The organism is Proteus sp. NMG38-2 (assembly GCF_020640995.1).
GTDB lineage: Bacteria > Pseudomonadota > Gammaproteobacteria > Enterobacterales > Enterobacteriaceae > Proteus.
This window is the reverse complement of sequence record NZ_CP085481.1, coordinates 2272213-2295891: the sequence shown is the minus strand read 5'-3', so window position 1 is coordinate 2295891 and position 23679 is coordinate 2272213. Positions and strand designations below refer to the sequence as shown.

Annotated in this window: 22 protein-coding genes; 9 read left to right on the top strand and 13 right to left on the bottom strand. The window is 36.8% G+C overall.

The window, feature by feature from the left end; all coding sequences use genetic code 11:
* Window positions 1-6: 6 nt before the first annotated feature.
* From LG402_RS10945 to LG402_RS10925, 5 genes are all read right to left on the bottom strand, one after another.
* Window positions 7-828: an energy-coupling factor ABC transporter ATP-binding protein gene (locus tag LG402_RS10945; RefSeq protein WP_166540007.1), complete on the bottom strand. Its 822-nt coding sequence runs from the start codon at window positions 826-828 to the stop codon at window positions 7-9.
* Window positions 812-1657, bottom strand: a complete 846-nt coding sequence (locus tag LG402_RS10940) for an energy-coupling factor ABC transporter ATP-binding protein (protein ID WP_227335371.1) — start codon at window positions 1655-1657, stop codon at window positions 812-814. Before LG402_RS10940 ends, LG402_RS10945 begins: the two co-directional genes overlap by 17 nt.
* A complete protein-coding gene (locus LG402_RS10935) occupies window positions 1648-2352 on the bottom strand; it encodes an energy-coupling factor transporter transmembrane component T (RefSeq protein WP_166540005.1) in 705 nt (234 codons plus the stop codon). Before LG402_RS10935 ends, LG402_RS10940 begins: the two co-directional genes overlap by 10 nt.
* 2 nt (window positions 2353-2354) lie before the next feature.
* Window positions 2355-2936: an ECF transporter S component gene (locus LG402_RS10930; protein WP_166540004.1), complete on the bottom strand. Its 582-nt coding sequence runs from the start codon at window positions 2934-2936 to the stop codon at window positions 2355-2357.
* Window positions 2937-3012: 76 nt separating this feature from the next.
* Entirely contained in the window at window positions 3013-3441 is a 429-nt protein-coding gene (locus LG402_RS10925; RefSeq protein ID WP_109407588.1) for a PPC domain-containing DNA-binding protein, read from the bottom strand.
* A 479-nt stretch (window positions 3442-3920) separates the two neighbouring features.
* Between LG402_RS10925 and LG402_RS10920 the strand changes: the two genes are divergently transcribed.
* Window positions 3921-6731: a tetratricopeptide repeat protein gene (locus tag LG402_RS10920; protein ID WP_227335369.1), complete on the top strand. Its 2811-nt coding sequence runs from the start codon at window positions 3921-3923 to the stop codon at window positions 6729-6731.
* A gap of 70 nt (window positions 6732-6801) precedes the next feature.
* On the opposite strand, the gene alsS is transcribed toward LG402_RS10920, so the two are convergent.
* Both alsS and budA read right to left on the bottom strand, forming a co-directional pair.
* A complete protein-coding gene (gene alsS, locus LG402_RS10915; RefSeq protein WP_227335363.1) occupies window positions 6802-8481 on the bottom strand; it encodes an acetolactate synthase AlsS in 1680 nt (559 codons plus the stop codon).
* A 68-nt stretch (window positions 8482-8549) separates the two neighbouring features.
* Window positions 8550-9353: an acetolactate decarboxylase gene (gene budA / locus LG402_RS10910; RefSeq protein WP_413685689.1), complete on the bottom strand. Its 804-nt coding sequence runs from the start codon at window positions 9351-9353 to the stop codon at window positions 8550-8552.
* A gap of 558 nt (window positions 9354-9911) precedes the next feature.
* On the opposite strand from budA, the gene LG402_RS10905 reads away from it, so the two are divergent.
* A complete protein-coding gene (locus LG402_RS10905; RefSeq protein ID WP_264484589.1) occupies window positions 9912-10055 on the top strand; it encodes a hypothetical protein in 144 nt (47 codons plus the stop codon).
* A 228-nt stretch (window positions 10056-10283) separates the two neighbouring features.
* Here LG402_RS10905 and ychF read toward each other — a convergent pair whose 3' ends face one another.
* Entirely contained in the window at window positions 10284-11375 is a 1092-nt protein-coding gene (ychF, locus tag LG402_RS10900) for a redox-regulated ATPase YchF (RefSeq protein ID WP_072064039.1), read from the bottom strand.
* Window positions 11376-11559: 184 nt separating this feature from the next.
* Window positions 11560-12144 (bottom strand): aminoacyl-tRNA hydrolase, encoded by a 585-nt coding sequence (gene pth / locus LG402_RS10895; RefSeq protein WP_072068240.1) that lies wholly within the window; start codon window positions 12142-12144, stop codon window positions 11560-11562.
* Between the two features lie 344 nt (window positions 12145-12488).
* On the opposite strand from pth, the gene ychH reads away from it, so the two are divergent.
* Window positions 12489-12767 carry a stress-induced protein YchH gene (gene ychH, locus LG402_RS10890; RefSeq protein ID WP_072068239.1) on the top strand — a complete coding sequence of 93 codons (279 nt, stop codon included), beginning with the start codon at window positions 12489-12491 and terminating at the stop codon, window positions 12765-12767.
* Window positions 12768-13011: 244 nt separating this feature from the next.
* Here the strand turns inward: ychH and prs are convergent, their stop codons facing one another.
* The 3 genes from prs to lolB form a co-directional block, all read right to left on the bottom strand.
* A complete protein-coding gene (gene prs / locus LG402_RS10885; RefSeq protein ID WP_036912921.1) occupies window positions 13012-13959 on the bottom strand; it encodes a ribose-phosphate diphosphokinase in 948 nt (315 codons plus the stop codon).
* An 87-nt stretch (window positions 13960-14046) separates the two neighbouring features.
* Window positions 14047-14922, bottom strand: a complete 876-nt coding sequence (gene ispE, locus LG402_RS10880) for a 4-(cytidine 5'-diphospho)-2-C-methyl-D-erythritol kinase (protein WP_227335359.1) — start codon at window positions 14920-14922, stop codon at window positions 14047-14049.
* Window positions 14919-15557 carry a lipoprotein insertase outer membrane protein LolB gene (gene lolB / locus LG402_RS10875; protein ID WP_166539998.1) on the bottom strand — a complete coding sequence of 213 codons (639 nt, stop codon included), beginning with the start codon at window positions 15555-15557 and terminating at the stop codon, window positions 14919-14921. The genes ispE and lolB overlap by 4 nt, the downstream gene beginning before the upstream one ends.
* A 240-nt stretch (window positions 15558-15797) precedes the next feature.
* On the opposite strand from lolB, the gene hemA reads away from it, so the two are divergent.
* Genes hemA through LG402_RS10845 form a run of 6 tightly spaced genes read left to right on the top strand, consistent with a single transcriptional unit; the run spans window position 15798 to window position 21655 of the window.
* Complete coding sequence (hemA, locus tag LG402_RS10870; RefSeq protein ID WP_166539997.1) at window positions 15798-17060, top strand: glutamyl-tRNA reductase; 1263 nt, start codon at window positions 15798-15800, stop codon at window positions 17058-17060.
* 28 nt (window positions 17061-17088) lie between these two features.
* On the top strand, window positions 17089-18171 hold the full coding sequence (gene prfA, locus LG402_RS10865) for a peptide chain release factor 1 (protein WP_072064034.1): 1083 nt from the start codon (window positions 17089-17091) through the stop codon (window positions 18169-18171).
* Window positions 18171-19019: a peptide chain release factor N(5)-glutamine methyltransferase gene (gene prmC / locus LG402_RS10860; RefSeq protein ID WP_166539996.1), complete on the top strand. Its 849-nt coding sequence runs from the start codon at window positions 18171-18173 to the stop codon at window positions 19017-19019. The genes prfA and prmC overlap by 1 nt, the downstream gene beginning before the upstream one ends.
* Entirely contained in the window at window positions 19003-19812 is an 810-nt protein-coding gene (gene sirB1 / locus LG402_RS10855; protein WP_166540030.1) for an invasion regulator SirB1, read from the top strand. Before prmC ends, sirB1 begins: the two co-directional genes overlap by 17 nt.
* Window positions 19813-19869: 57 nt before the next feature.
* Window positions 19870-20724: a 3-deoxy-8-phosphooctulonate synthase gene (kdsA, locus tag LG402_RS10850; RefSeq protein ID WP_166539995.1), complete on the top strand. Its 855-nt coding sequence runs from the start codon at window positions 19870-19872 to the stop codon at window positions 20722-20724.
* A 7-nt stretch (window positions 20725-20731) separates the two neighbouring features.
* A complete protein-coding gene (locus tag LG402_RS10845; RefSeq protein ID WP_227335358.1) occupies window positions 20732-21655 on the top strand; it encodes a TIGR01212 family radical SAM protein in 924 nt (307 codons plus the stop codon).
* 146 nt (window positions 21656-21801) lie between these two features.
* Here LG402_RS10845 and dauA read toward each other — a convergent pair whose 3' ends face one another.
* The gene (gene dauA, locus LG402_RS10840; protein ID WP_072068232.1) at window positions 21802-23502 is read right to left on the bottom strand and encodes a C4-dicarboxylic acid transporter DauA; all 1701 of its coding nucleotides are present in this window, start codon (window positions 23500-23502) and stop codon (window positions 21802-21804) included.
* Window positions 23503-23679 lie beyond the last annotated feature (177 nt).

Below are 23679 nucleotides of genomic sequence, written 5' to 3'. Positions count from 1 at the left end.
AGATTATTATGAGGTTATTTTAGAATTTTTATTCATTTCAACTAACATTGTCGCCCATTCAATAGGTGTATTTTTAATTGGCAATTTCAGTTTCTGACTTAATGAGTATAGCGTAGGCGCAGGAATATCAGAAAGGGATTGCAGTGTTGAATTCATTAGCACTTTATCAGGGGAACCATCAGCAATTAATTTACCTGAGGATAAATGGATAACACGCTGAAAATGACGAGCAGTAAAATCAAGATCATGACTAATAGCCAATACCGTTGTACCTAATGTTTTTTGTACCTGAAGCCAATTCTCAAAACAGCTTAACCAATATGCATCAAAATCACGAGTGGGTTCATCAAGTAATAATATTTGAGGTGATAAAATACTTAAGCTCGCAACAGCAACCATTCTACGTTGGCCAGCATGTAAATCTAAAGGATGAACATCTGCAACATCATTTAAACCACAAAGCGACAGTGTTTCATCTAAACATTTTTTAATTTCTTCTTTCGGAAATTTACGTTGCTTTAAACCAAACGTGATCTCTTTCTCAACAGTATTATGAAAAATTTGTCGTTCAGGCTCTTGAAATAATACCCCAATATAATGAGCGCGTTGCTGTGCTTTTAGTTGAACAAGTGACTGATTATTGAGTGTTATATCACCTTCGTTGGGAGTTAATAGTCCTGCAATTAATCGCAATAAAGTAGATTTACCAGCGCCATTATCGCCGACTAAGCTTATCCATTCTCCTTGATTTAACGTTAAGGATAATTGAGAGATACAAGGCGGAACATCATCACTCCAGCGATAAGTCACATTATTGAGCTGTAACATAAAATTCCTTAAAAGCATTAAGTAAGGCTTTATCATTATTCACAATATTCTTATTCCAATGATGGTTTTCAATTAACCAATGTAAAGCTTGCCATGCATCAGGAGCATTAATTGTTGAAAATAAGAACGGAAAAATAGAGTCTAAAGTACCTTTTGCCTTCATTTTTCCTGCTTCCAATAATAAAAATTGCCCACTCAGACTTATTGCAGGTAATAAATTGCGTTCAAAAATAACTACACTGCATTTATGCTCTTTTGCATAATGTTTTATGCGTTGGTGTAATTGTTGGGTTGCATAGGGCGTTAAGCGACTAAAAGCTTCATCAAGTAATAATAATTTTGGGTGCATAGCAAGCGCACTAGCTATGACAACACGTTGAGCCTCACCACCAGAAAGGGTTGAAGGGTGACGAAAACGCAAGTATTCACATTGTGTTAATGCCATAGCTTCTTTTACTCGAAATCGAATTTCATTATCGCTCAACCCCAAATTTTCAGGGCCAAAGGCAATTTCTTGCTCTACAGTGAATGCACATCCTGAAAGTTGTAATTGTGGCGATTGTTGAACGAGCTGTCGTCCGGGTGCTAGCGATACTAATCGGCTTTTATCGAGGGCAATGTTTTGTACAATTCCTATGCCTTGCACTGAACCTGTTAATAAATCGGGGTACCAACCGGCTAGTAATTGCGCAAGAAGGCTTTTTCCGCTGCCATTGCCCCCTAAAATCACAAGCCATTCCCCTTGTTTTAACTGTAAATCAATAGGGCCAAGAATAGATTTTTCGTCACCTTTGGGGGTAAAACTCAATTGCTGAAGATTTAGTACCATAGCCAAATACCTCCTTCAACCAAAATAAGCAATAAAATCAAGTAGCGAAGCATTGTTTGAAGTGATGTATCCGTTGGTGGGTATAAGGTTGTTCGTTTTTTAATAATACGAAATCCTCGCATATCTAATGCTGCACTTCTAATCGTTAAATCACTTAATACGTGACTAATAAGAGGCAAAATAATCGCTGGTAATGTGATGAATCGTTGCCAAAATGATCCATCAAGAGGAACACCTCGCGCTAATTGCGCCTCTCTTATATTGTGTAATTGTTGGCGTAATTGTTCTACAAGTAGCAAAGGCCCTGCTAATAAATAGGAAAGGCTCATAGGTAAACGGCTAGCAAATAGCGCTCTAATAAATTGCTCTGTTGATGAGTGTTGTAACCACAATTGAGCACCACTTATTATTGCTAATAATCTTAACCATAGCGTTATTGCCATAGTTTGTTTACTAGTATCTAAAGATCCACCTACTAACCAATAAGCTAACCAACCACTATGGACTAACCATAATCCGATTGCCATTGGGATCATTAACCAAGCAATAAAACGCCAACGCCAGCGAGATGCTTTCCAAATCAATAAGCTAATAAAAATACCACTGCTGATTATCAGCAGTGGTAAGCCTAATGATAAAAAAAGTACACTAGCACTTAGCCAAAGCCATAATGCCAATGAGGTAAATGGATGCATTATTAGCGAACCTTGGCAATCGAAGGAAAATTACGTTGTGTTCGTTGTGGTAATTGACGCACTAATAACCAAGCGACAATCGCTGATAATATTTTATCTGCGAGATTTGCACCTAATACAGTAATGGCAACAGACTCAATAAGCCCTTCACCCACAGCATGAAAATAAGCAACAAAGAAATCAGCACCACTACCTGTTGCGCCACCAAATAAATAAGTACGAATTGGAACGGCGACAATCATTAACGCTAAAGTAATGACAATTCCCGAACCAATAACGCGAATTAAAGAACGAAAACCACCTGCACGAGCCAATAAACCTGCACTTAATCCTATCATCATGGCTACTGGAGCAAATGCAGCCGCCATTGGACCACTAATTAATCCCCATAATAGATTGGTTAATAATCCAGTGAATAATGCGACCCATGGGCCACCTAATAAGGCACAAATCAGTGTACCGATAGAATCTAAAAAGATAGGGAGTTTTACCATTGAGGTAATTTGGCCGCCGATCATATTTATTGCAATAGATACAACAATGAGTACGAGTGTACGACTCGAAATTTGAGGAGTTGTAGACATAGTTTAAAAACCTTTACAAAGGATAGTGACTATTGGTTTTATTGTTTTGCATACATAGCTATTTTTTATAAAAAAGCTATTTACGCGGTGTGATGACCAACTCCTCATAACCAGAGTGTTCACAAGGCTGACGGCTAAAAGTCACTTGCTCTAACTCACCAATAACGAGCTCTAGCGTCGTGCGCACTGTACAACCTGGCATCATATGTCCACCACACATTAATCCATTTTCATCTGAGATTGCTAAATGCAAATGTTCACCTTGACTATCTAATGTTCCAATTAATGAAACAATCTCAAATTTACCTGTAAGATAGCGATTTTCTTCGCGTCCTGCAAAGCGTAATACCACATCTGTTAAACTTCCCACACAACCTGCAATAAATGCTGATTTTAGGTTTTGTTCTTTTATAATCTGTCGTAATGCCATAATCACATCCTCGTTAGGGAGAAGGCGAAGTGCAATAAATCGGGCATGAGAAGAAAATAATGAGGTGTGAGACATGGGCGTTTTGTCCTAAATATCAATATAACAGGGGAACGATATCATCTATCAAAATAGTCAATTTGATAAGTGAAAGTTGACATTAATCAGTATCAGCGAAGTATCAAAGTAATTTTTATTATTATTCATGGAAAAGAGTAGATAGGGAATAGACAGTAAATGATTTTTAAACAAAAAAGTGTTAACAATGTAAAAAATCGCCTAATGATAAATTTATCTTTGTAAATATTAAATGAGAACAAAAGAACGAGTTAATGACATGTTAATTTCTCATTGATACTTATTAATTAAAGCTGACTTTGTTTAATGTAAATTAAATTACATGCAAAGTAAAAATAAAAGAATATTAATGATAATATAAATGATTAGTAAGTTTTATAAAATTAGATGATATCTAACTTCTGATAGAAAGGTTAAATTAACTTCATTTAGAACTGACTACATGCGATTTTAAAAGATATACACATTAAAGGATGATTATGTCGATAAAAATAAAAACTATATTTATAATATTATTAATGGCGGGGTTGTTTTTTTATTTTAAAGGAAATGAAAATTCACCTTTACAAGAAGGATATAATTATTATCAAAAAGGGGAGTATAAGGAAGCTTTAGACTATTTTACACGACATGCAGAAAATGACTCTCAAGCCGCTTTTAGCTTGTCTGTCATGTATTGGGAAGGAATTGCAGTACCAGAAGATCGCCTTATTGCTCGAAAGTGGTTAATTAAATCAGCAAATTTAGAAAATAGGGATGCTCTCTATAATTTAGGATATTTACGCTATCATGAATTAATCGAGAGTACTCCTGAAGATATTCATGGTTTTTCTTCTCTATCAAAGGCAGTGGATTTAGGCTCTTCTGAGGCGAAAATATTTTTAAATGAAATTGAATCTAGCCAATCGGGAAAATTAGAAAGTAGATTATTACCAATTTATGGTGAACAAACATGGTTTGAAAAAAGAGCAACACTTAGAGAGTTAGAAAAATTAGCTGAAGGTGGTAATAAAGAAGCAATATATCAATATTTAAATAATGCAAATTCATCAAAAAGATCTATCAAAACAGAGGGTTATTTAGATCCTTTTATTGAGAGTAAAGATCCCAAGTTTATGTACTTAAAATATACATTAATTACACAGGATGTTCGTCTCCTTATAGACTCAGCAAATGCTAATTACCCTGATGCAGTTTATTTTCTCTATCAAGTGTATAACGGTGATAAAGAAGTTAAGAATTTGAAGAGTGATACAAGATCAGCTGAGGTTTATTTACAGCTATCAGCGGATTTAGATCATCATGATGGGTTAATTAAGAAAATAGAAAGTTTATTAATTGGCTATAGCGAACGAACACAATCTTCTATTGAATCGCCTGAAAAATATGTGATCAAATTATTAGAAAAATATCCTAATTCTTATCAAGCAACTATCACTGCTGCTAAAGTTTACTCGCATGTGGAAAGTGAATTTTATAATCCCAAAAAAGCTTTTGAATTAATGCTTAAAGCTTATGATATACAGCCATCAGCTGAGGTTAAATTTTATCTGGCTGAAAAATATGCTTATGGTATTGGTGTAAAAAAAGATTTAAAAAAAGCAGTTGATTTATTAAAGGAAACTATTACTAATGATCAATTTTTGAAAGAAAGTAGATATTTAATTATCAGCCTTTATTTTCATTTTGATATTTCAGAATATATAGAAAAAGAAAATATTATTGAGATGTTAAAAGATAGTGTTAATAGAGATAACACCTATGATATAGATTATCGCTTAGCCCATTATTATGCCGACATTCTTTTGGAGCAAGATGCCTTTAATAATGATGAATATGCTTTTTCATTATATGAACAAGGAAGAGGTAACGGTTGCAGTAGTTATGTTTTTCAATTGGTTGCGATGACGAAATATAAAAAAATAATGAATGAGGATATTTTAACTAACCTTGTTAAAGGGCTACAATGTGATTCGACTTATAGCAAAATAAGTTCATCCAAAAGACGGGAGGTATATGATATTTTATTTAAATATGGAATTAATTATACTGAGGTTAGTGATTTTTTTATAGAGAGATCTTTATTTGATGATTCGATTAAATTAATTATTAGATCTTTATTAAGTGAAAATAAAGAAATCCATTTTAAATATATAATAAAGAATATTGAGCATGAATCTTACTCTGAAAATATAGATGAGGCTAAACTGATTGAATATTATCAAGAAATTATAAAACTCGCTGATTCTGGGTATGTTGATGCAATGAATTTTATTGTCACAAGGATATATCATGATGAATTAATGCAAGATGGAATTTTTTATGACTATAATTTTGATAGATTAACAAATATCACCAAGGAAGAACGCTCTTTCTGGCGTAATAAATGTGCTGAGTTGGGTAATAATATTTGCTTGAAAGACTTATCATTAATTTATAAATATGGAAAGGATGGAGTTGAGAAAGACTCAGAAAAAGCAAAAGAATATGAAAGTCACATCACTGTCCCTTTAAATAGTACTGATTTGGAATTATATTCTATAGAGAAAAGTAATTTTGAATATGTGCAACAAAAATATAATTCTTTAATTCATGAAGATAAGAGTCAAGAAAATTTATTGTTATTAGCAAAGTATTATTCTAGTGAAGATATTGATAAAAGTTTTATTTATGCAGAGGGATCGTATAATTTAGGAAACAAAAAAGCGAGCCAATATCTTTATAATTACTATGTGGAAAATATTTGTAAAAATAAAGATAATATCAATAAAGCAGCGAACTATTTTAAAGAGTGGATAGAAACAGAAAAACCTTATAGTAACGAGTTTACCTATAATAGCGCTAGAATAATTGGCAACTATTATTTAGAAGCGCCTTGTTTAGTTGAGAAAAACTTAGATAAAGCCATTGAATGGTATCAATTATCTTTAGATTATCCATTCGGTATAGATAGTCATATATACACTGAACTAAATAAAATATACTCCAATGGAATGGAGAGCGTAAATCAAAATCCTGCAGTAAATATGTATATTTCTGCGCTGAAAAATAATAATGACTATATGACAGATATGCATACTCGATTAGGAAAAATGAGTTTTGCAGAGCCTTCTTTCTCAAAACTCTATGAAGCATTTCTGTTTAAAGGTGATGTGAAAAATGCTTATTATTACGGTTTATTACTGAATGTAGATGTCAATAATATTGCTATATTCTATTCTTTATCAGAAAGTGAGCGTAAAAATATTGAAACTCGTGTCGCTGAGTATTTAAATCAAAATAAACAGTAGTACCATATTATAAAGTCCTCAGTAGTGTTTTATACTATTGAGGGCTTTTATATGATGAGTGTAGAATACACTAAATAATCAAATTATAATCAATATGTTCCATTAGTTTAGCGTTATCTCGATAATCGACAGGAATAGCAAGTACCGCGGGGCCATCAACAGCTATTGCTTCATGTAAAACGGTACGTAATTGAGAAGCACATTCAACAGAAAAACCTTTAGCGCCAAAGGACTCAGCGTAACGTTTAAAATCAATAGCTCCAAATTTTACACCAGAATAACGGCCATATTTTTCTTGTTCTTGCATTTCGACCATATTATAAGCATTGTCCACCCAGATAATATGCAAGATATTAGTATTTAACCGAACTGCGGTTTCTAGCTCCATAGACGATTGCATAAAACCCCCATCGCCAGAAATAGAGATAATTTTATCAGAAGGTCGAACAAAAGAAGCGCCAATCCCCCAAGGTAATGCAACACCCATTGTTTGTTGCCCATTAGAAATTAGCATTTGTCTTGCTCTAAAACTATAAAGATAACGAGCGAGCCATATATGAAAACTTCCCATATCAATGCAGAGTGTTACATCGCTATCAATAATATTTTGCATCTCATGGATGATGGTTAAAGGGTGAATAGGAGAACCATGTCGAAAATAACTATTTTGTTGCAGAATTTCTCTTTGGTGACGAATTTTCTCTAAAATCTGACGAGTATTATTTGAGAGTGTAATTTGAGATGTAGATTGGTTAGTAAAATAGTGAGTTAAATTATTAATTGTTAATTTGATATTACCTGTTAATTCTAAATCAGGGCAGTAAGCTAAATCAATTTCAGCGGGGATCTCGTCTATATGAATAATATTGGCATTATTGTGATTCCATAATGACGGTTCATATTCGATAGGGCTATAACCTAGAGTAATTACTAAATCAGCGTGAGATAATAACTCATCACCCGGTTGATTATTAAATAAACCAATACGACCAGCAAATAAAGAAAAATGGCGTTGAGCAATCGCACCAGCCGATTGATAAGTGCCAACAATCGGTAGCGGGCAAATATCAAGTAGCTTTTGTAATGCTAATGCATTTTCAGGGTAACTAGCTTGTAGCCCTAATAAAATAACGGGATTTTTTGCATTCAGCAGTAATTTAACGGCTTCTTGGATGGCATCATTATTTGCACTACCAATATTGGATTTTGATTTGGGCATTAATATTGGGCTATTAACTTCATTATTTAAAATATCCATTGGAAAAGTTAAAAAAGCGGAGCCTGGTCTTCCTGATTCTGCATGGCGAAAGGCATTAGCCATAGTTTCGGAAATTGATTTTGAGGAATCAATTTCTGCGCAAAATTTAGTAATAGGATTAAACATGGTCACGGTATCCATGCTTTGATGAACCAGTTTTAATCTATCAGAGGATTTTACTGATCCTCCCAACGCAACTAATGGATCACCTTCAGATGTTGCTGTTGCAATGCCTGTCGCAAGATTAGAGCATCCCGGACCTGATGTTGCGATAGCCACTCCCGCTTTACCCGTTAAACGACCAACCGCGGCAGCCATAAATGCGGCATTAGCTTCATGGCGAACAACTACTGTTTTAATTCTGGAATCAACAAGAGAATCAAATACACGATCAATTTTTGCACCCGGAATACCAAATACTTGTTTAATGCCATGTTGTTCTAATTGTTTGACAACTAAATCTGCACCACATTTCCAATGAGGAGTATTCATATAACCTTCTTTAATTTTGCAAGTGAATAAAAAATTGGATTTAGAATAAAGTGAAGCGGTCTTTTGAATTAATTTTCGGCTTGTTCTATTGCTTGATGAAGATTATCTGGCATTAAGTTAGCTTGTAGGAAAGCTGACTGGCTGGGTAAATCAATGGTAAGGCGAGAAATGATGCCGATTTGTAATGTGCCTTTTTTTAAGTAGTAATCAAGAACATGTCCACCACCTTGGCGTTGTTGATTAATATAATGTTCATGAAATCCTGCAACATTTATGCCTTGGGTAAATTGTGGTGATCGAAAACCTGCAATAGTTCCTGTTTCATTGTGAAAAGTGAAAATAGGCTGATTTTCGATAGCTTCTAACATTGGGCGGTAGGGAGGTTCTTGACGAGGAACTGTGCGTGTTTTAACTAATTCAAATTCGCCTTCAATTCTGATCGCACAAAATAGATTGTCGGAAGGAACATACTGATTAATTACATTGTGTATTTCTTTTTGCGATGCACCATAAGAAAAGTGATGTTCAATATCACAATTGAAAAATGTCATTACAGTAAAAGGAGATTTTTGAGAATTTAATGCCTTACGTGCGCTACCATCAGAGCGTAATTGAAAAACATTATTGTTGAATGCAACTAGCTCGCCATCAAGTTGTTCAAAAGTTCCTAAACCAAAATCACCATGCTTTAATAAATCAGCAATAGTGACATCACTATCATATATACCCGCAATTAAACTACTCATTAATGAATTTTGATAAATAGTACACTCGGGATGTTTAGTAATATAATTATTTAAGTTGGTTATTATTTCTTGTCCACATTGGCAATGATGGTTTTTATTGTATTTTATATCGCTATTATCTCGCATGTTAGGTTGAAAATTAGTATTCATGGTAAAGCTATTCCTTTATTTAATAAGTATCGATCATTAATCGAGCATCAAATTAAGTATTACTCCAATTAATAAGTATTTCAAATGTTTTAATTGTTATTAAATAGTGCGTGATAGTTGTGTATTTATAAATTAAATACAGATAATTGTTTTTTATTTAATTAATAAGATTAGTGATTAAAATAATTTGATGTTTTATTTTATTCTTGAGAAGGGGAATGTATTATTAGTGATTACATTTATTAAAATGTAAATAATTAATACTTAATTTAGAAATGATCGTAATACATCAATTAATAAAATTAAAATAGATGGTTTTTTATCATCAATTAATCTTGGTATGTATCAAAATTTATTCCAGTCAGCGTGGGTAGATGTACCTATTACAGCTAAGGATAAATTAGTTGGTATAGATAAATATAAAAATTTATCAACAATATTTGAGAGGCTATTAGTAATTCCAGACGATAGAGAAAAAAATCTCACTTAATAATGAGCATTGCTATCTTAATTAGTAACTACGTAGATAAATATATGTTCAATATTGATAATGATTACTATCAAATGCAATTGAAATATGCTTGTGCATTGATGAATAAAGCAAATGAATTAAATCCAGAGCTAATGGGGCGAAAGTTTACAATATGGGAAAATACACTGTCTAATTTATCTTCGTAAAATAATGAACTTAAATTGTTTTTATCTAAAATGAAAAAATACGCAAATAAATATTTTGAACAGGTTTATCGTAAAATAATACCTTTACATTGGATAAAGTAATAAGAGTAAATGTTTTTTTGAAAAATAAAAAATATATTTTATCTTGTTCATAGGTAATTAATAAAAAACCACGTATTTGAGTTTTTCTCAATTTACGTGGTTTGGCATTATGAAAGATAGAAGAACTTACACATTAAATAAGAAGTTCATTACATCGCCGTCTTGAACGATATATTCTTTACCTTCTGCACGCATTTTACCAGCTTCTTTAGCGCCTTGTTCACCACCGTAAGTGATAAAATCGTTATAAGCGATAGTTTGAGCACGGATAAAACCTTTTTCAAAGTCAGTGTGGATTTTACCTGCGGCTTGTGGCGCTGTTGCACCTACAGGGATTGTCCATGCACGTACTTCTTTAACGCCAGCAGTGAAGTAAGTTTGTAAGTTCAATAATGAGTAACCCGCGCGAATAACACGGTTTAAGCCAGGCTCTTCAATGCCTAAATCTTGCATAAATTCTTCGCGTTCTGCATCTTCTAACTCAGCAATATCTGCTTCGATAGCGGCACAAACAGGAACAACCACAGAGCCTTCTGCTTCTGCGATTTTGCGAACAGTTTCAAGATATGGGTTGTTTTCAAAACCATCTTCATTAACGTTTGCAATATACATTGTTGGTTTTAACGTTAAGAAGCTTAAATAACGAATTGTTGCTTTTTCTTCTTCCGTTAAATCTAAAGCACGTAACATGCCAGCATTTTCTAAATGCGGTAAGCATTTTTCTAACACTTCCATTTCTGCTTTAGCAATTTTATCGCCACCTTTTGCTTTTTTCTGATTACGGTGCATTGCACGTTCACAGGTATCTAAGTCAGAAAGCGCTAATTCAGTATTAATAGTTTCGATATCTTCAGCAGGATCAACTTTACCCGCAACATGAATGATATTGTCATTTTCAAAACAACGAACTACATGACCAATCGCTTCAGTTTCACGGATATTCGTTAGGAATTGGTTACCTAAACCTTCACCTTTAGATGCGCCTTTTACTAAGCCTGCAATATCAACAAATTCCATTGTTGTCGGTAAAATACGCTGTGGCTTAACAATTTCAGCCAGTTTATCTAAGCGAGGATCAGGCATTGGAACAACACCTGTGTTTGGCTCGATAGTACAGAATGGGAAGTTGGCTGCCTCAATACCTGCCTTAGTTAAGGCATTAAACAGTGTAGATTTCCCTACGTTAGGCAGACCGACGATACCACATTTAAATCCCATAAACGTTCACCTTGTCACATAAAAACAACAGGAGGGAGTATTCCTGTTGTGTGCTGTTAAAAAAAATTTGGCGCTATTATAGAGCAAATCCCTGTTTGATTAAATCATCAGGAATTAATCGCACAAAAGAAGAGGGCATTTTACCCTCTGAATATTGAAATTACTTAATTTATCAATGCAATGATTATGCTTTAAAACTATGTAAGCGATTTATTGCTTTCTCATAACCATCACGCATTAAAATATCTGTGCACGAAAGGGCTTCATCGATAGCGTCATCAATTAATTTTTGTTCACTCATTGGTGGTTTGCCTAATACAAAGCCAACAACTTTATTTTTATCACCAGGGTGACCAATACCAATGCGTAAACGATAGAAATTTGGATTATTGCTAAATTTACTTTGAATATCTTTTAATCCGTTATGGCCACCATTACCACCACCTAATTTCATTTTGACAACACCGGGCGGTAAATCGAGTTCATCATGTGCAACTAAAATTTCATCAAGTTCAATGCGATAAAAGTTCGCCATTGCTTGTACCGCTTTACCACTTAAATTCATAAAAGTGGTCGGAACCAATAAGCGAACATCATTACCGTTTAAATTAATGCGTGCGGTGTAACCAAAGAATTTGCTCTCTTCTTTTAGAGATTGCTGATGACGTTGAGCCAATAAATCTACATACCAAGCACCCGCATTATGGCGAGTCTGGGCATAATCTGCACCGGGGTTTGCTAACCCGACGATAAGTTTAATTTTACTCACAATAGCCTTTCACTGTTATCGTCTTAAAAGAAAGCCCATAGTTTACCTGTCTAAGCACAGAAGCACAAAATAGATTGCATAGAATGTTTTTTAGAAATGCAGGGGCAAGGAAATACCCTTATTTTAATTTAACAAAAAGAGCGAAAACGATAAAAACAGTGTTATTTTCTACATTGAAAAGAAAAAAACACATTTTTTGTGAAGATTTGTCAATAAATATCAGAACGATGTGATCGCTTCGACAATACCTTTTTAGGATTTATGGCTATAATAACCACAATGAATAAAAGTTATTCGATGTATTTTGTTGTTGAATCGTCTGACGACGCGCTTGGAGGTGCAACATGAAATATAAACATGCATTTGCAGTTGGTAATTTATGTATGGCTACGGGGATGGTCGTGATGCTCGGTAGTCTTGGTTATACGCTTCTTAGTCATATATTCCCATTAGGATTGCCTGAATTTTTAGCAGATATCTCTTTAATGGGGATTTTTATTGGTGCTCTGGTTTGGCTAGCTGGTGCCCGTATCGGTGGTAGAGAAACAATAGCAGAAAGATATTGGTGGTTACGTAATCATGATGAGCGTTATCGTCGCCATGATAATCACCGTTATCCATAATATTGTTAATACCATTAATATCAGAATAGATAAAAAATAATAACTAAGTTTAAGATAAACTGGTATTAAGTGAATAACCGCTATCATTATGAATGTAATACACACCAATAGACCCGTTGATATTATAGCGGGTTTTTTTATTGTCTAAACTACCTTATTTTTGGAAAACGATAACAAAAAACCCGCTATAACAAACGCTATAGCGGGTTTAGTTATCTCAAATTGCAATGAATGTTATTACAAATTAATGTTCAAACATCGCAGAGATTGACTCTTCATTGCTAATACGGCGAATTGCTTCTGCCAGCATGCCTGAAAGAGTCAATGAACGGACTTTATTTAATGCTTTGATTTCTGCTGACAATGGAATTGTATCGCAGACAACCACTTCATCAATAACAGAGCTTTTGATGTTCTCAACAGCATTACCAGAAAAGATTGGGTGAGTTGCGTAAGCAAATACGCGTTTAGCACCACGTTCTTTCAACGCTTCAGCTGCTTTACACAATGTACCACCTGTGTCGATCATATCGTCAACAAGGATACAGTCGCGGTTAGCAACATCACCGATAATATGCATAACTTGAGAAACGTTAGCACGAGGGCGACGTTTATCAATGATAGCCATATCAGTGTCGTTTAGCAGTTTAGCGATAGCACGAGCGCGAACAACACCGCCAATATCTGGAGAAACAACAATAGGGTTGTCCAAATCTTTTTGAAGCATATCTTCTAAAAGAATTGGGCTGCCGAAGACATTGTCAACCGGTACATCAAAGAACCCTTGGATTTGTTCTGCGTGTAAGTCACAGGTTAAAACACGGTCTACGCCTACACTAGATAAGAAATCCGCAACAACTTTTGCCGTAATAGGAACACGGGCTGAACGAACACGGCGATCCTGACGGGCATAACCGAAGTAAGGAATAACAGCAGTGATACGACCAGCGGAAGCTCGACGTAATGCGTCAACCATGACCACTAATTCCATTAAATTATCATTAGTAGGTGCACAGGTTGATTGAATGATAAATACATCACCACCACGTACGTTTTCGTTGATTTGCACACTGACTTCACCGTCGCTAAAACGACCTACAGCCGCGTCTCCTAGGCTAGTGTAGAGTCGGTTGGCAACACGTTGAGCCAGTTCCGGGGTTGCGTTACCAGCAAAAAGCTTCATATCGGGCACGAGAAAAACCTCAGGCTTGCGTCCAGAGAGAGATATTGTTGACCTGTAAAGAACGTGTTTATGAACATAGGGTTTGTAAACATCATCTTACGGGTGCAATAACACAGGTATCCTTGAGCGGAATAAATGCAGAGGAGAAATGTTGACGCCTTGCGCTACAAACCCATGCACCCACTCAGGGGCGTTAATTAACACTTCACTAGCGGCAACTTGTGATCCGAACTCACCGAACACACAGGCACCTGTCCCAGTTAAGCGTGACGGTGCATATTCTAACAGCCACGAAAGCAGATATTCAACCTCACGAAAACGTTTTCTTGCGATCATTTCACAGTCATTTTCGAACGGAGCCTTTAATAATGCGCCAAGAGAGCGAATAGGAGAATTACGTTTTAATTCTGGATCTGTGAAGATTGTCGGGGTTGGAATGGAAATTCCGGGGTGTGCGACCAAATACCATTGCTCTTTTGGCTCCGCTGGGGTCAAAATTTCACCAACGCCTTCGGCAAACGCAGCATGACCTTTTACAAAAACAGGAACATCAGCCCCTAAATTTACCCCTAATTCGGCTAATGTTTCATCACTTAAACCCGCTTGCCAGTGGTAATTAAGTGCAATTAATGTGGTTGCGGCGTTAGATGAACCTCCACCTAAGCCACCTCCCATAGGAAGTTTTTTATCAATACTGATATCTGCACCGTGATACTTCAAAGGAATATGATGTTGTTGGCAATAATCACGCAGTAGTTTAGCAGCTTTAATAATTAAATTATCTTTATCTTCTACGCCATCAATTGGCGTTAAGATAGTTAACTGGGTATCATCACGAGGAGTAACAGTTAGTGTGTCGCCATAATTTAAAAATTGAAATAACGTTTGTAAATTATGATAACCATCGGGGCGTTTCCCTGTGATATAGAGAAAAAGGTTTAATTTGGCAGGAGAAGGCCAACTTAGTGTCATTGCTGTATATCCCAGTTATCCATTTTTAATTTGATAATGCGTTCGCCTTGTTTTAACTCAAGACGTTGTGGCAGGTTAGGGGTAATGCTTGAATCATAAGCTTGGTAAGTCACAAGCCAATCACCTTCGGCGGCGGGTAATGTGACAGATTTTAATAAGTGATTTGCATCTAACTCAAAATTAGTTGCATCACCGGGTAAACCAACAAGCCAAGCACGTAGATTTTTCAGTGGAATAACCATGCCAGTAAGTTGATAAATCATCTCCGCTGGGTTATCGCTATAATACTTTTTACCTTTATTGTCAGTAACTTCAATGACACCTGGCATGACATTTAAATCGAGTTCTGTTGTGCCTAAAGGATTGGTAAGCAATAAGCGATAACGCTCATCTGCTTTGTCTTGCCAATAGAATCGGGCATAGGTTTTGTTTGTATCTTCGATATAAGCAAAAGCACCTCGAGTTTCATATTGTGAAATTTTCTTTAATGCTTGTTGGCGAGCTTGCCATTGCACATCGTTATCAGACGCAGAGCCTTGTGTCTTTATCTGATTTAGATTACAGGCACTCAGCAACAACGCCGTAAGCGGGATGATACGCAGGAGTTGTTTGGTTGAAAAAAAGCGTGAACGCATAGCTGAGACATTCCTTTAATTCGTTATTAGTTAAAAAAAAGAGTATCATAAACCTTATGATATAACGATATTTCGTTAAATTGTGTATAGAAATCTCCTATCACTCAAGTAAGCTCTTTTATTGAATCTGTTCATCAAGTAGAATGGCGGAAATGAAGAGTCCATACTAAATGCGCTGTTTTAGGTTTACACTAAGTCAAGTCGCGAGGCGGTATTTATTCATAACTCGATATAGTTGATATGACGTTATTAGCATTAGGTATTAATCATAAAACAGCCCCCGTTGCTTTACGTGAGAAAGTTTCTTTTTCTCCCGATACCATGGGTGATGCCTTAAATAACCTTTTACAGCAACCTGCTGTCAGAGGTGGTGTTGTGCTGTCCACTTGTAACCGTACTGAGCTTTATTTAAGTATGGAAGACAAAGAAAATAGCCATGAACAGCTTATTCGCTGGTTATGTCAATATCACCAAATAGAGCCAAGTGAGCTGAAAAATAGTGTTTATTGGCATCAAGATAATCAAGCTGTCAGCCACCTAATGCGAGTGGCAAGTGGTTTAGATTCTCTTGTATTAGGTGAACCTCAAATTTTAGGGCAAGTTAAAAAAGCCTTTGCCGATTCCCAAAATTATGACTCGCTCTCTTCAGAGCTGGAACGTTTGTTTCAGAAGTCTTTTTCAGTTGCGAAAAGAGTGAGAACAGAGACACAAATCGGTGCCAATGCCGTTTCTGTTGCTTTTGCCGCTTGTACTTTAGCGCGTCAAATCTTCGAATCGTTATCCTCTTTGACTATTTTATTGGTCGGCGCGGGCGAAACTATAGAATTAGTCGCTCGTCATCTTCGTGAGCATCAAGTTGAAAAAATCATTATTGCTAACCGAACTAAAGAGCGTGCTCAGCGTTTAGCCAATGAAGTCGATGCGGATGTTATTACATTATCAGAGATTGATGAATGTCTATCACAAGCTGATATTGTTATTAGTTCTACTGCAAGTCCTTTGCCTATTATTGGTAAAGGGATGGTTGAAAGGGCGCTTAAAAAACGTCGCAATCAACCTATGTTGCTGGTGGATATTGCGGTTCCACGAGATATTGAGCAAGATGTTGAAAAACTCAATAATGTCTACCTTTATAGTGTCGATGATTTAGAAGCGATTATTCAACATAACCGCGAACAACGCCAAGCGGCTGCTATTCAAGCCGAACATATTGTTCAACAAGAAAGTGGACAATTTATGGATTGGCTACGAGCGCAAGGTGCCGTGGGTGCGATTCGAGAATATCGAGATAGCGCTGAAATGTTACGTGCAGAAATGACAGAAAAAGCCATCACATTGATACAAAATGGAGCAGATGCAGAAAAAGTTATTCAGCAACTCTCACATCAATTGATGAATCGTCTAATTCACACACCAACGAAATCTCTTCAACAGGCTGCCAGTGATGGTGATATTGAACGCCTGAATCTATTACGTGAAAGTTTGGGTATTACCCATAATTAACTTTGTCTAACAGGATCTTAATCTACGAATGAAGCCTTCTATTGTCGCTAAGTTGGAAGCTCTACAAGAGCGTTATGAAGAAATTCAGGCACTTCTGTCAGAAGCCGATGTGATTGCCTCTCAGGAGCGTTTTCGTGCGCTTTCAAAAGAATACTCTCAATTAACCGACGTCACGGCTTGTTTTAGTCAATGGCGGAAAGTGCAAGACGACATCGAAGCAGCAGAAATGATGCTTGATGATCCTGAAATGAAAGAGATGGCGCAAGAAGAGCTGAAAGAAGCGCAAGCACTAAACGATGATTTAGAGCAACAGTTACAAGTGCTGTTATTGCCTAAAGATCCTGATGATGAATTTAACTGTTTCCTTGAAATTCGAGCAGGAACAGGAGGGGATGAAGCCGCATTATTTGCGGGTGATTTATTCCGTATGTATAGCCGTTATGCAGAATCACGTCGCTGGCGTATTGAAGTCATGAATGCTAACGAAGGTGAGCATGGTGGCTATAAAGAAGTCATTGCAAAAGTAGTGGGTGATGGCGCTTATGGGGTATTGAAATTTGAATCAGGCGGTCACCGTGTTCAACGTGTACCAGAAACCGAATCTCAAGGTCGTATTCATACCTCGGCTTGTACGGTTGCAGTATTAGCTGAAGTGCCAGAAGCTGAGTTACCTGATATTAGTCCAAGCGATTTGCGTATTGATACATTCCGTTCGTCAGGTGCGGGTGGTCAGCACGTTAACACCACTGATTCTGCAATTCGTATCACGCATATTCCAACGGGTATTGTGGTGGAATGTCAGGATGAGCGTTCACAGCACAAAAATAAAGCCAAAGCGATGTCTGTATTAGGTGCGCGTATTCGTGCTGCTGAAATGCAAAAACGTCAAGAAGCAGAAGCGTCTGAACGTCGTAACTTATTAGGCTCTGGTGATCGTTCTGACCGTATTAGAACGTATAACTTCCCACAAGGGCGAGTTACAGATCACCGTATCAACCTCACATTTTATCGTTTAGATGAAGTGATGGAAGGAAAATTAGATCCTCTAATTCAGCCTATTGTCACTGAGTATCAAGCGGACCAACTTTCTGCACTTTCTGAGTTAAATTAATGAATTATGAACAATGGCTGCGTCAAGCAGCCTTGCAATTAATTGAAAGTGACAGCCCTAAACGTGATGCTGAAATTCTACTTGGGCACGTAACACAACGTGCTCGAACGTACTTAATGGCTTTTAATGAAACGTTGCTTTCACAAGATGAATTAACACAATTATCGCAACTACTTACTCGACGTATTAAAGGTGAACCTATCGCTTATTTAGTAGGCGAAAGAGAATTTTGGTCACTGCCTTTAAAAGTCTCACCTGCAACATTAATTCCTCGACCTGATACCGAATGTCTTGTTGAACAAGCGTTAGAAAAACTGCCAACAGTGCCAACAACTATTCTTGATTTAGGAACGGGAACGGGGGCTATTGCACTTGCTATGGCATCAGAGCGCCCTGATTGCCATATTATTGGTGTGGATTTTCAAGCCGAAGCCGTGGCGTTAGCGCAAGAGAATGCGACCCGCTTAGCATTAAACAACACAGAATTTATGGAAAGTTGCTGGTTTAGTTCACTCTCTGGGTATCAATTTGGTATGATAATTAGTAATCCTCCTTACATAGATGAAAATGATGAGCATATTCATCAGGGGGATGTTCGTTTTGAACCTTTAACCGCGTTAGTCGCTGGTAATAACGGTTTTGCTGATATCGAAATTATCATCGAAACCGCCCGTCAGTTTTTAACTGATAATGGCTGGGTATTACTGGAACACGGTTGGCAGCAAGGTGAAGGTGTTCGCAAAATTTTTACTGATAAGGGTTACTGCTGTGTGGAAACTTTCCGTGATTATGGCGGTAATGAGCGAGTGACAGTAGGTCGTTGGAATTATGATAGAAACCATAGCTGATTACGAATTTAATAAAGCCCCTTTAGTGAAGGGCATGATCCTTATCTCTCAGGCTATTCGACCTGATTTTCCGACCACTTCTGTTGGTTATCAACTAGCACAACTTGTTGAGCAAGCAGAAGCTGAAATTCCTAAGCAAGGAAACATCAAAGAACAAATAGAAGCATTACTAAAACTGTTTTATAAGCAGTGGCACTTTAGTGGTGCAAGTGGTAAATATTGTCTTTCCGATACTTTATGGTTAGATAAAGTATTAGCGACACATGTGGGTTCTCCTGTTTCACTAGGTTCGATTCTTATTTATATCGCACAAGCGTTAAACCTGCCGTTAGCTCCTGTTATTTTTCCTACACAACTTATCATCAGAATAGATATTCCCAATGAAAAAACGTTATTTTTAAACCCAATAAATGGCGAATATCTATCACAACATACCTTAGAAGTTTGGTTAAAAGGGAATGTAGGAAATAATTCGGTGTTACTAGAGGCCGATTTAGAAGAATCAGAATACAGCTCCATTATTCGCAAGCTGCTAGATACCTTGAAAGTGTCTTTAATGGAAGAAAAGAATATGGAACAAGCGTTAAAAGCCAGTGAAACGGTATTAATGTTTGATCCTGAAGATCCCTATGAGATACGTGATCGTGGACTGATTTTTGCTCAGTTAGAGTGTCATCATGTGGCCATTTCCGACTTAAACTATTTTGTTGAGCAATGTCCCGAAGATCCAATTTCAGAAATGATCAAAATTCAAATTCATTCGATAGAGCAAAATCCAGTTGTTCTACATTAAAAGTTTACGCAACGTACTTGATTAACACAGTACATTACAAACAGTATAGGGATAAATATGCAACATAAAGTGGTGAATATTGGTGATATCAAGGTAGCAAACGACCTACCATTTGTGCTTTTTGGTGGCATGAATGTATTAGAATCGCGCGATTTAGCCATGCGTATTTGTGAGCACTACGTCACTGTGACTCAAAAGCTGAATATTCCTTATGTATTCAAAGCTTCTTTTGATAAAGCAAACCGTTCTTCTATCCACTCTTATCGTGGTCCAGGTTTAGAAGAAGGAATGAAGATTTTCCAAGAGTTAAAAGAGACTTTTGGTGTCAAAATTATTACGGATGTTCATGAATCAGCGCAAGCTCAACCTGTATCAGAAGTCGTTGACGTTATTCAGTTACCTGCATTTTTAGCGCGTCAAACCGATCTTGTTGAAGCAATGGCAAAAACAGGTGCTGTGATTAACGTAAAAAAACCTCAGTTTGTTAGCCCAGGCCAAATGGGAAATATCGTCGATAAGTTTAAAGAAGGCGGTAACGACCAAGTTATTTTATGTGATCGTGGTAGTAACTTTGGCTATGATAACTTGGTTGTAGATATGTTAGGTTTTCATGTCATGATGCAAGCTTCTCAGGGCGCACCTGTTATTTTTGACGTAACGCATTCATTACAATGTCGTGACCCATTTGGTGCTGCATCGGGTGGCCGTCGTGCGCAAGTCGCTGAATTAGCACGCGCAGGTATGGCGGTAGGTCTTGCAGGATTATTTCTTGAAGCTCACCCAGATCCAGATAATGCACGTTGCGACGGCCCATCTGCTTTACCATTAGCAAAATTAGAGCCATTCTTAGCGCAAATTAAAGCCATTGATGACTTAGTAAAAAATTTCCCTGAGTTAGATACCAGCAAATAAAATTGTTATGCAACTGCATACGGTAGTGAATATGTTCGGCGCTGATCTTCAGCGCCGTTATCACGAAAAGATCCATAAAATCACCCTCCATGGCGGTTTCAACTGTCCTAATCGAGATGGCACATTAGGACGAGGTGGCTGTACTTTCTGTAATGTCTCTTCTTTTGCTGATGAACAAACGCAATATCATTCGATAGAAGAACAAATAGCGTTACAAGCCAAAAATATTAACCGAGCACATCGTTACCTAGCTTATTTCCAAGCTTATACCAGCACTTATGCCGAAGTAGAATACTTACGTACTTTATATGAAACCGCACTATTACAAGCAGATATGGTAGGGTTATGTGTAGGAACTCGGCCAGATTGTGTTCCTGTTAGTGTATTGGATTTATTGCAAGGTTATCGCGATCAAGGCTATGAAGTGTGGTTAGAGCTGGGTTTACAAACAGCTCATGATAAAACATTGAAACACATTAATCGTGGGCATGATTTTCAGTGTTATCAAGCGACAACGCGAGAGGCTCGTCGTCGTGGTTTAAAAGTGTGTACGCACCTTATTGTCGGGTTACCACGAGAAGATCATCTGCTTAATATGCAGACATTAGAACGAGTGGTAGAAACAGGCACTGATGGGCTTAAATTACATCCTTTGCATATTGTTGAAGGCAGTACAATAGCTAAAGCATGGAAAGCAGGACGTATTAATGCATTGACACAAGAACAATATGTTTATACCGCGGGTGAGATGATCCGCCATACTCCTCCTGAAATGATTTATCACCGTGTGTGTGCTAGCGCCAGAAAACCGACCTTACTTGCCCCTGAATGGTGTGAAAATCACTGGTTGGGAATGAATGCACTTTATCAAGATTTATTAAAAAAGGGTGTGCAAGGAAGCGGGATTGGTAATGCGTTTATTCCTTATTAAGTAAATTATTTCTTATATTAAGAATAAATGTTGAAACTAATAATTTCTCAAATTAAATCTTATAATTAATCATAATAAAAAACGCCTTTAATCTTTATTTAATATTAATTAAAGGCGTTGGTTTTTTATCTGAAAAATTTAAATAACTACTGAATTAATTCCAAATCATCCAATGCTTTTTGTAATGAAGGATAAAAATTAAGTTCTCCTTCAATAGGCGTGACTCTTGCTCTTGCCAACGTTTTTAAAGGTTGGAAGGGAATATCACACACAATCACATGAGTATCATGTTTGACATCAGTTACGAAATGTTGGAAGGCATGTAAGCCCCCTGCATCTAAGACTGGCACAGCATCCCATTGCATAATAACGGTTTTATAACCTTTGCTACGCTCACGTAATTCATTAAAAATACGCTCAGCAGCTGCAAAGAATAGCGGGCCATTAACACGCACAACTAATAATTGTTTATCATCATCGGTATAAGGAGATTCAGTTATTTTGGTCATATTGGCAATACGACGCATAAATAACAGTGAAGCTAATACAATACCGATAGTAATGGCAATGACCATATCAAAGAGAACGGTGAGTGATAAACATAATACTAAGACAATAATATCATCTTTAGGAGCGTGACGAATGAGATCAATAACTTTACGCGCTTCACTCATATTCCATGCAACAATTAACAGTAGTGCTGACATTGCGGCTAAAGGTAAATATGAAAGAAATGGGGCTAATACCAGTAAAGTTAATAACACTAACAATGAGTGAACAATCGCTGAAACTGGTGATGTTGCACCTGCGCGGACGTTAGCTGCTGAACGTGCAATCGCTGCAGTTGCTGTTATACCACCAAAGAAAGGGGCGACAATATTACCGACACCTTGTCCTAGTAATTCACCATTAGAGTGGTGCTTTTTACCTGTCATGCCATCAAGCACAACGGCACACAGTAACGATTCGATTGCACCTAACATTGCCATTGAAAAAGCCGCCGGTAACAAAGCAGAAACTGTACTCCAATTTAATTCAAGAGATGCCCCAGTGCTTGGTAAATTCCAAGGTAAAACAAACTGAGGCAGTATTGGTGGAATACCTTGTCCAGTTGATCCATCTGGAAGTAGATAACTAAACTGCGAGCCAATCGTTGCAACTTCATGGCCGAACATATTCACAATACCCATTACTGCAGTACCCGCGATTAAAGCGGGTAAATGCCCAGGTAAGCGTAAATTTAATTTTGGCCAGTAGATTAAAACAAACAGTGTTGTTAAGCCGATAAGCGTATCACCAAGGTGAATGGTAGGTAATGCAGAACCTAAGGCAATAATTTTATCGATATAAGTTTCTGGTACATGCGCCATCTCAAGACCAAAAAAGTCTTTTATTTGCATGGTCGCAATGGTGATAGCAATCCCTGAGGTAAATCCCAGTGTTACAGAAACAGGAATATACTCAATGAGTTTACCAAAGCGGGCTAATCCCATAACAACTAAAATAACGCCAGACATTAATGTGGCAATCAATAAACCACTTAAACCAAATTGCTGAGATACCGGATAAAGTATTACAACGAAAGCTGCTGTGGGGCCTGAAACACTGTAGCGAGAGCCACCAGAAACAGCAATGACTATACCGGCAATAGCTGCGGTATAAAGACCGTATTGCGGAGGAACACCGCTACCAATTGCCAGTGCCATGGCTAATGGTATCGCGATAATTCCGACGGTGATCCCTGCAATAATATCTTTTAATAAACGTGCAAAAGAGTAAGGCTCTTTTACACATGCATCAATAAATGCACTAAAGGGGCGAACCCGGTTAACTTTATGAGTTTTCATTTAGGCTTAAACCAAAATAAGAAGTCAGATGCCGAATAACGGCGATAAGGAAAAGAGAGGATATCGCTTTTATTCGCTGATAATAATGTGATACATCAAATTATTAATGTATATCTTAAAGCTTAGTGAAAATTAAATCAATTAAACTAATAAGTTAACGTAAAGAGATAATACAAT

What these genes read in the sequence shown, in the direction of transcription:
- LG402_RS10935 (WP_166540005.1), bottom strand. Translation starts at nt 2,352, where the DNA reads ATGCATCCATTTACCTCATTGGCATTATGGCTTTGGCTAAGTGCTAGT.
- LG402_RS10925 (WP_109407588.1), bottom strand. Translation starts at nt 3,441, where the DNA reads ATGTCTCACACCTCATTATTTTCTTCTCATGCCCGATTTATTGCACTT.
- LG402_RS10845 (WP_227335358.1), top strand. Translation starts at nt 20,732, where the DNA reads ATGCAACTGCATACGGTAGTGAATATGTTCGGCGCTGATCTTCAGCGC.
- ychH (WP_072068239.1), top strand. Translation starts at nt 12,489, where the DNA reads ATGAAATATAAACATGCATTTGCAGTTGGTAATTTATGTATGGCTACG.
- prfA (WP_072064034.1), top strand. Translation starts at nt 17,089, where the DNA reads ATGAAGCCTTCTATTGTCGCTAAGTTGGAAGCTCTACAAGAGCGTTAT.
- ychF (WP_072064039.1), bottom strand. Translation starts at nt 11,375, where the DNA reads ATGGGATTTAAATGTGGTATCGTCGGTCTGCCTAACGTAGGGAAATCT.
- LG402_RS10920 (WP_227335369.1), top strand. Translation starts at nt 3,921, where the DNA reads ATGTCGATAAAAATAAAAACTATATTTATAATATTATTAATGGCGGGG.
- LG402_RS10945 (WP_166540007.1), bottom strand. Translation starts at nt 828, where the DNA reads ATGTTACAGCTCAATAATGTGACTTATCGCTGGAGTGATGATGTTCCG.
- dauA (WP_072068232.1), bottom strand. Translation starts at nt 23,502, where the DNA reads ATGAAAACTCATAAAGTTAACCGGGTTCGCCCCTTTAGTGCATTTATT.
- alsS (WP_227335363.1), bottom strand. Translation starts at nt 8,481, where the DNA reads ATGAATACTCCTCATTGGAAATGTGGTGCAGATTTAGTTGTCAAACAA.
- ispE (WP_227335359.1), bottom strand. Translation starts at nt 14,922, where the DNA reads ATGACACTAAGTTGGCCTTCTCCTGCCAAATTAAACCTTTTTCTCTAT.
- LG402_RS10930 (WP_166540004.1), bottom strand. Translation starts at nt 2,936, where the DNA reads ATGTCTACAACTCCTCAAATTTCGAGTCGTACACTCGTACTCATTGTT.
- hemA (WP_166539997.1), top strand. Translation starts at nt 15,798, where the DNA reads ATGACGTTATTAGCATTAGGTATTAATCATAAAACAGCCCCCGTTGCT.
- kdsA (WP_166539995.1), top strand. Translation starts at nt 19,870, where the DNA reads ATGCAACATAAAGTGGTGAATATTGGTGATATCAAGGTAGCAAACGAC.
- LG402_RS10940 (WP_227335371.1), bottom strand. Translation starts at nt 1,657, where the DNA reads ATGGTACTAAATCTTCAGCAATTGAGTTTTACCCCCAAAGGTGACGAA.
- budA (WP_413685689.1), bottom strand. Translation starts at nt 9,353, where the DNA reads ATGCGAGATAATAGCGATATAAAATACAATAAAAACCATCATTGCCAA.
- prmC (WP_166539996.1), top strand. Translation starts at nt 18,171, where the DNA reads ATGAATTATGAACAATGGCTGCGTCAAGCAGCCTTGCAATTAATTGAA.
- lolB (WP_166539998.1), bottom strand. Translation starts at nt 15,557, where the DNA reads ATGCGTTCACGCTTTTTTTCAACCAAACAACTCCTGCGTATCATCCCG.
- LG402_RS10905 (WP_264484589.1), top strand. Translation starts at nt 9,912, where the DNA reads ATGTTCAATATTGATAATGATTACTATCAAATGCAATTGAAATATGCT.